Origin of the sequence: Tepidibacter formicigenes DSM 15518, from assembly GCF_900142235.1 — a bacterium.
Taxonomy (GTDB): domain Bacteria; phylum Bacillota; class Clostridia; order Peptostreptococcales; family Peptostreptococcaceae; genus Tepidibacter; species Tepidibacter formicigenes.
In genome coordinates this window covers 1-5,851 of the sequence record NZ_FRAE01000099.1, presented here as the reverse complement: position 1 = coordinate 5,851, position 5,851 = coordinate 1, and the positions used below count along the sequence as shown (strand labels likewise).

The following is a 5,851-nucleotide window of genomic DNA, read 5'->3' as shown; positions in this document are numbered from 1 at the left end:
GGTTAATATAATGAACTACCTTTATTTTTTCCATACTTGTCCCCCCTCTCAGGTTTTTAATTAATCGTTAAATTTACAAAACTCTTCTCTTATATTTTTCATTTCTTCTATAATTTCATCTACTTCAAGAACCATTTCCATCATGCCGATTTGCTCTTCATATACAGACTCATCTACCTCACCTTTAAATTGAGGTTCTACTGCATGATATACTCTAAGTCCAAGTTCAACACCTGCAAGTGGTCCTGCAAAAGTTGGATCTCCTGCAGTTACTGTTTCCGCTGCTAGACCAGCAGCTTCAGCTTCAGCGGCACCTAAAAGAACAACAATGTTTTCAGCTCCATGCTTCTCAGTTAAATCCTTAACTCTTTGTTGATTCTCTAGGTCCATAGCTCCTGCAGCAGTTCAGACAAAACACTCTGTAGATGAGAATACTACTTCAGCCCCAGTTCCTTTAAGGCATTCTTCCATAGCTGGACCTGGTATACCATCTCTGTCACCAATTATGATGACTTTTTTACCATCATATAATCCCATGATATTCATCCTTTCTTTTTTTATTTAATACTCTTGTTTTAATATCCTTTAGTAGTTAAATATCCAAATCCTGTCTCATTTGTAGCTCCTGTAATAGCTTGAATTTCAACTTCTATACTTCCATCTTCTCTAAGACTTCCATCAAATCCACCAGCTATTGTATCTACAAATTCAACGTGACCTATAACTTTTTCCATTGGAGGAAGTACTATAACTTCATTAGCATTACCTCCTGTAACAACTGCATTTGCTTTTGGATCTGCATCTGCTAAAGATTGAGATGCACCATCTCTTCCAGCGTATTCATCTGTAACTATAACAGTTTTAACACCTTCATTTTCTATTTTCTTACAGTTCATTATAAGATCTGTATCAGGATTACCAAATCCTTCTTGAGATACTATTGCACCATCTAGACCTAAATATTTACATAATTTAGCAGTCCAGTTTGATGATCTTTCTTTATCAGCAAGGTAAACATTTTCATTTGTTATAATAACTCCTACAAAATTTATCTCTTTACCATGCTTTTCATATAAATCTTCAATTATAGAGTTGTTTACGTGAACATAAGTAGGGTTTTTATCACAAGCAGAAACACAGTTACCACTAATTATTGCTCCATCCATTGTTTCAGTTGGATAAAGTATTGTTGGTACTATTTTCTTTGCATCTACTCCATAAACATATGTATCATGTAGTAATCCTTGAGTTTGAAGCATATAAACATATCCTACTTTTGGTAAATCAGGATATTTCTTAACTGATTCAAGTAAAGGTTCTGTTTCATAAACCTTAACTTCATCTGGAGTAACATTTCTTGCTGCCTCTCCTAAATATGCTGCAGCTTTGAATCCTACCATTCTTACAGCTTTTTCATGTTCATGTTGTTTTAATCCATCTACTGGCTCAGCTGTAACAACTACATTTAGTAATTTTGAGAATGGAGTATATTCAGCTCCAGGACCAGTCATATCAATTATACCTTCTTGAAAACCTACTATTTTTCCTGTAGTAACTACAGCAGCTCCTTTAAGAACATGTGTCTTACCACTTCCTACAGTATCAACCTTTGAAAGTACCCCTGGGAATATACCTCCTGGACCTTCAACTTTAACTCTTGGTTCTATAACGTCTTTTACTGGAGTTATTCTTACACTTTCTCCTGGACGAGCAATTTCAATTGCTATTGACTTTATATGCTCATCTCCTCCAATTTCTTTAATCATTTCATCTTTATTTATGTACAAAATTCCACCTTCAACCTTAGTTTTAGCGCCAAATTGTACATCTTTAATAAAGATATTTCCAAGTTCTAGACGCATACTGTCACCTCCCTTTTTATTTAAAAGCTTAGGATTAAACTTTTTAATCCCAAGCTTAGAAAACTAGAAATATTTTTTAATCATATTTTCTACATTTGCCTTATTAGCATCATCTTTTGTAACTTCATCTACTTTTTCGCCACCTTTATATATAGCAATAGTAGGAAGTCCTAAAACCTTTTGCTTTATAGCAAGTCTTTTTGCTTTTGCAGTATCTAATTTACAGAATTTAATTTTATCTCCATAAGTTTTTGATAATTCTTCAATGTCAGGCATTAAAGCTTTACATGGCTCACATCCCTCACTCCAAAAGTCAACTAAAACATATCCTTCTTCTTCTAAAACCTCTTTTTCAAAAGTGTTCTTATCAAGTGATAACATTTGTAGCCCTCCTTTATTCTTCAAAATTTTCATCTATATATTTTTCTGCCATTATTGATGCTATAGCTCCATCAGCAGTGGCAGTAACTACCTGTCTTAAGACCTTTTGTCTACAATCCCCAGCTCCAAACACTCCTGGTATATTAGTTCTCATCTCATTATCTGTTAATAAGTAACCTCTATCATCCATTTCTAGCTTTCCTTTAAATAAATCTGTTTGAGGCATATATCCTACAAATACAAATACTCCCATAGTTCCATCTTCTTCATCTGCTTTATGTTCCCAAATTTCTCCTGTTTCTCTATTTTCAAATACTATTGATTCTAGTATTCCATCTCCCTTTAATTCTTTTACAACTGTATTATACATGATTTCTAGTTTTGGATTTTTGAATGCTTTCTCTTGAATAGACTTAGCTGCTCTTAATTCATCTCTTCTATGTACTATAGTTACTTTTCTAGCAAACTTAGTTAAGAACATAGCTTCTTCAACAGCAGTATCTCCTCCACCTATTGCAAATACTTCAAAATCTGTAAAAAAGTCTCCATCACAAGTAGCGCAGTAAGATACCCCTTTTCCTGTAAATTCTTTTTCTCCTGGAACTCCTAGTTTTCTAGGACTTGCTCCTGTAGCTACAACTACAGCCTTTCCTTTATATTCACCCTTTTCTCCTTTTAAAATCTTTATCTTTTCATCAAAATTAACTTCTATTATATTATCTTTTATTTTCTCTGCTCCAAATTCTTCACATTGTTCTACCATTCTAGCAATTAAGCTTGGTCCAGTAGCATTTGGAACAGATCCTGGATAATTGGCAACTTCTTCTGTTGTAACTATTTGCCCTCCAGTTTTATCTTTTTCTATAATCAAAGTTTTCATTTTAGCTCTAGCTCCATAGAGTCCTGCTGAAAGTCCTGCTGGTCCTGCCCCTATTATTATCAAATCATAGATATTTTCCATAATATCACTCCTTTGTTTTTTTATAATATACCCCTACACCCTATTATCTAACAAAATTTACATTTTGAATAGCATTATTTAATAAATCATAATCTATTATTTGAAAATCTTTAAGTATTTTTTCATTCCAATTAGGAGTTTTAAAATTATTATTAAATTTATTAGCAGTATCTATTGATTTTTCTATTAACATCAGAGCTTCTACATCAAGACTATCTCCTTCACCTAATGCTATAGATTTATAAGGTGTTTCATTTGGCTTTACACTTCCTGATAATGGATGAGTTAATAATTTATAATTTTTATGTATATAATCTCTACATTTTATTAGTATTCCCATATAATCACAGTTTATATATTCTATAGTAAATTTATCTTTAAGTTCTTGTCGTATTAATGGATTATTTGTGATTATTTTCATTAATATCACTTTTCCTCTCATTATAGTGGTTATTTTTTTGAATTTTCTGTATAAATCCAGTAAAAAAATAGAGAAGTCATACCCTAAGGTTATGCCTTCTCTGTTTATTCCAGAGTTCTGTCCAGACATAGTCCTTTTGCCTGAGAATTTCACTTTATTCTTTGGCTAGAAATAAAGTTTGTCCCTTCGGCGGCATTTAGCTCTCTCCCATATCCTTCTTCCAGTATATTATTAAGTTTTTCTATATCTCTTAAGTTTATTATAAGAGAAAGTTATAAATTTATCAATACTTTTCCAAATGTTTTTTTTATAATTTTTCGACATTCTTTTGCCTTATAATTTTTTTTAAATTATAACTTAATCAATCGTTTTCCTCCTCTTGTTTTTCTCAATTATTGAGCATATTCGATAATTATATTAAATCATATATTTTTATATTTTTATAAATTATAAATATTAATTTTATATTAAAAAAATAGGAATTCTAACATGTTAGAATTCCTATTTTTTTAATATTTTGCTATACATTTAACAAAGTTTTTCTATAATTTATCTTAAATAAAATATAGCAACTGTTCCAGGTCCTGCATGAGTACCTATAGCAGAACCTATATTACCAATTATTATGTCTTTAGGATTTATTTCCTTATCTACTGCTTCTTTAAGCTTTAAAGCTAATTCTTCATTAGCTCCATGGCTAATTACTATAACTTGATTAGATAAATTATGACCCCTTTTTTTTGCAAGTTCTATCATTTTTGAAACAACTTTTCTTTTACCTCTAACTTGATCAAGTTGGGAGACTAATCCTTCTTCAACAGTAAGTATTGGTTTTATACTAAGTATTCTACCTATAGCAGCCTTAGTTGAAGAAATTCTTCCCCCTTTTTGTAAATACTCTAAAGTATCTACAGTAAATATATGATCTACTTTTTCTCTCATATGTTGTAATTCATTTAAAATTTCATCTATATTCTTACCTTTTTTAGCCATCCTAGCAGCCTCAACTACTAACATTCCACACCCAAAAGATAAAGCCATGGTATCAAAAGTGTATATATCATCACTATCAAGTAAATCCTTAGCTAAAAGAGATGATTGATATGTACCTGTAGCTTTTGAAGATCCTGCTATGTATAAAATCTTTTTATTCTCATCTAAATATTTTTTAAATATCTTTTCAAATTCTAAAGGAGTTATCTGAGATGTTTTAGGAACAGACTCACTATTTTTCAATTTTTCATAAAACTCTTCATTAGATAAATCTAATCCGTCTTTATATTCCCCATCTTCAAATATGACAGTAAGAGGAACTACTTCAATATCATATTCCTTTATTAAATTTAAAGGTATATCTGATAAGCTATCAGTTATTATTTTTATATTCATTTTAATTCCCCCTTATCTCATACCAGGATAATCAATCTGTCTTAAAGCTTCATATAAAACAATAGCAACCGAATTAGATAAATTTAAAGATCTAGCTCTTTCTATATTTCTCATTGGAACTCTTATGCAGGTTTCTCTATTTTCATTAAGTAATGACTCTGAAAGCCCTTTAGTTTCTTTTCCAAATACTATAAAACAATCTTTTTCATATTTTACATCACTATGATTTTGATTTGCTTTTGTTGTAGCATAATAAAAAAGAGAATCTTTATATTTTTCTCTTAATTCATCAAAACTGTCATAATAATTTATTTCTACTAAATCCCAGTAATCAAGTCCAGCTCTTTTTAAATATTTATCATCCATGCAAAATCCAAGTGGTCTAACTAAATGAAGCTTAGCACTAGTTGCAGCACAAGTTCTTATTATATTTCCTGTATTTTGAGGTATTTCAGGTTCTACTAAAACTATATTTATTGGCATAAAAATCCTCCTTATCTAAAATACTTATAGCTCGTTGCAGAACTCTACAACTCGCATAAATACTACATTTAAATTTATAGAAATGGCTAAGTTTCCCCCATTTTGGGTATATATACATTAACTAGATGTGTATAACTCAAAATGAAAAAAGGAGGAAAAACTTATGCCAGTTCAAGCTAAACAATTAAACTTTTCTAATATTTCTTCTGATTTTGAAAAGTTTTTTAATCAAAATCAATACAATTTACTTTCTATGTTAAATCATTTTTTTGATATTAGTGATTTCATCCCACTTTCTTTTTATCAAAAATATTATTCTAATTTTGGACGTAAAAGAAATTTTTCTCTTGAATC

The 5,851-nt window shown here is 30.4% G+C and carries 7 protein-coding genes, 1 pseudogene and 1 riboswitch; of the genes and pseudogenes, 1 reads left to right on the top strand and 7 read right to left on the bottom strand.

Features of this window, described 5'->3' with window-relative positions:
• Positions 1–60: 60 nt before the first annotated feature.
• The 7 genes from grdA to trmL all read right to left on the bottom strand — a co-directional run bounded on the left by grdA (position 61) and on the right by trmL (position 5,497).
• On the bottom strand, positions 61–537 hold the full coding sequence (gene grdA / locus BUA77_RS12465; protein WP_084605781.1) for a glycine/sarcosine/betaine reductase complex selenoprotein A: 477 nt from the start codon (positions 535–537) through the stop codon (positions 61–63).
• Positions 538–575: 38 nt separating this feature from the next.
• A complete protein-coding gene (locus BUA77_RS12455; RefSeq protein WP_072890764.1) occupies positions 576–1,862 on the bottom strand; it encodes a glycine/sarcosine/betaine reductase component B subunit in 1,287 nt (428 codons plus the stop codon).
• Positions 1,863–1,925: 63 nt separating this feature from the next.
• Positions 1,926–2,243: a thioredoxin TrxA gene (gene trxA, locus BUA77_RS12450; RefSeq protein WP_072890761.1), complete on the bottom strand. Its 318-nt coding sequence runs from the start codon at positions 2,241–2,243 to the stop codon at positions 1,926–1,928.
• Between the two features lie 13 nt (positions 2,244–2,256).
• A complete protein-coding gene (gene trxB, locus BUA77_RS12445) occupies positions 2,257–3,204 on the bottom strand; it encodes a thioredoxin-disulfide reductase (protein WP_072890758.1) in 948 nt (315 codons plus the stop codon).
• 43 nt (positions 3,205–3,247) lie between these two features.
• Positions 3,248–3,625 (bottom strand): GrdX family protein, encoded by a 378-nt coding sequence (locus BUA77_RS12440; protein WP_072890773.1) that lies wholly within the window; start codon positions 3,623–3,625, stop codon positions 3,248–3,250.
• Between the two features lie 118 nt (positions 3,626–3,743).
• Positions 3,744–3,845: riboswitch (glycine riboswitch) on the bottom strand.
• Positions 3,846–4,174: 329 nt separating this feature from the next.
• Positions 4,175–5,014: a DegV family protein gene (locus BUA77_RS12435; RefSeq protein ID WP_072890756.1), complete on the bottom strand. Its 840-nt coding sequence runs from the start codon at positions 5,012–5,014 to the stop codon at positions 4,175–4,177.
• 12 nt (positions 5,015–5,026) lie between these two features.
• Positions 5,027–5,497 carry a tRNA (uridine(34)/cytosine(34)/5-carboxymethylaminomethyluridine(34)-2'-O)-methyltransferase TrmL gene (trmL, locus tag BUA77_RS12430; RefSeq protein ID WP_072890753.1) on the bottom strand — a complete coding sequence of 157 codons (471 nt, stop codon included), beginning with the start codon at positions 5,495–5,497 and terminating at the stop codon, positions 5,027–5,029.
• Between the two features lie 163 nt (positions 5,498–5,660).
• Between trmL and BUA77_RS12425 the strand changes: the two are divergent.
• Positions 5,661–5,851, top strand: a pseudogene (locus BUA77_RS12425) (ISNCY family transposase); the annotation flags it as partial.

Coding starts and splice junctions, on each gene's coding strand:
- trxA (WP_072890761.1), bottom strand. CDS start 2,243: ATGTTATCACTTGATAAGAACACTTTTGAAAAAGAGGTTTTAGAAGAA.
- trxB (WP_072890758.1), bottom strand. CDS start 3,204: ATGGAAAATATCTATGATTTGATAATAATAGGGGCAGGACCAGCAGGA.
- BUA77_RS12455 (WP_072890764.1), bottom strand. CDS start 1,862: ATGCGTCTAGAACTTGGAAATATCTTTATTAAAGATGTACAATTTGGC.
- trmL (WP_072890753.1), bottom strand. CDS start 5,497: ATGCCAATAAATATAGTTTTAGTAGAACCTGAAATACCTCAAAATACA.
- BUA77_RS12440 (WP_072890773.1), bottom strand. CDS start 3,625: ATGAAAATAATCACAAATAATCCATTAATACGACAAGAACTTAAAGAT.
- BUA77_RS12435 (WP_072890756.1), bottom strand. CDS start 5,014: ATGAATATAAAAATAATAACTGATAGCTTATCAGATATACCTTTAAAT.